A 1,026-nucleotide genomic window follows, 5' to 3' on the forward strand; every position below is an offset into this window, starting at 1 on the left:
TTCGGCATCGGCCACCGGTTCGATCACGATGAGCGGCAGCGCCACCGCATCGAGCCCTGCGGCGCGCAGATCGCTCACCCATTGCGCCGCTTCGCGCGCTGGCCGCGTGACGATGACGGGGCGGGCGGTCATACGATGACCACCGGTATCAGTGGGCCCCGGCGTCGCGCAGCAGCGCCGCGGCGGGCTCGCCGAGCGCGTCGGCTTGCGCGAAATCGCCGGCCTGCGCCAGCGCATGCACCTTCACCAGCGGCGCGTTGCCTTCCGGGTCGCCCCACGCGGCATCGATGCGCAGCGCGCCGTCGGCCTGCCAGCGTGCATGGGCCGCCAGCGGCATGGAGCAGCTGCCGCCCATCGCGCGGCTCACTGCACGCTCGGCGGCGGTGGAAAGCCAGTCGCTCTGGTGGGCCAGCGAGCGCAGCAGTTCGATGAGTTCGGTGCGGTCCGCGCGCACCTCGATGCCCAATGCGCCCTGCCCCGCGGCCGGCAGCATGGTGTCGGGATCGAAGGCCACGCGGATGCGGCTTTCCAGCCCCAGCCGCTTGAGCCCGGCCGCCGCCAGCACGATGGCGTCGTATTGCCCTTCGTCGAGCTTGCGCAGGCGGGTGTCGAGGTTGCCGCGCAGCGGTTCGATGCGCAGGTCGGGCCGCAGCGCGCGCAGCAGCACCACGCGGCGCAGGCTCGAAGTGCCGACCACCGCACCCTGCGGCAGTGCGTCGAGCGATTCATAGCGGGGGGAGACGAGCGCATCGCGCGGGTCTTCGCGCTCCAGCACGCAGGCCAGCGCAAAGCCTTCTGGCAGGTCCATCGGCACGTCTTTGAGCGAATGGACCGCGATGTCGGCGCGCCCTTCTTCGAGCGCGAGTTCGAGCTCTTTCACGAAGAGCCCCTTGCCGCCCACCTTGCTGAGCGTGCGGTCGAGGATCTGGTCGCCGGTGGTCGTCAGACCGAGCAGGCTGACCGTATGGCCCTTTTCTTGCAAAAGCGCCCGCACGTGTTCGGCTTGCCACAGTGCCAGGCGGCTTT

The 1,026-nt window shown here is 70.5% G+C and carries 2 protein-coding genes; both read right to left on the reverse strand.

Features of this window, described 5'->3' with window-relative positions; all coding sequences use genetic code 11:
• Nucleotides 1-132: uroporphyrinogen-III synthase (locus ACSFA3_RS26105; RefSeq protein WP_435508201.1), on the reverse strand; the 132-nt coding region annotated here is incomplete at its 3' end.
• A 16-nt stretch (nucleotides 133-148) separates the two neighbouring features.
• The coding region (gene hemC, locus ACSFA3_RS26110; RefSeq protein ID WP_435508200.1) for a hydroxymethylbilane synthase at nucleotides 149-1,026 on the reverse strand (878 nt) is incomplete at its 5' end.

Origin of the sequence: Variovorax glucosi, assembly GCF_051216695.1 — a bacterium.
GTDB lineage: Bacteria > Pseudomonadota > Gammaproteobacteria > Burkholderiales > Burkholderiaceae_C > Variovorax.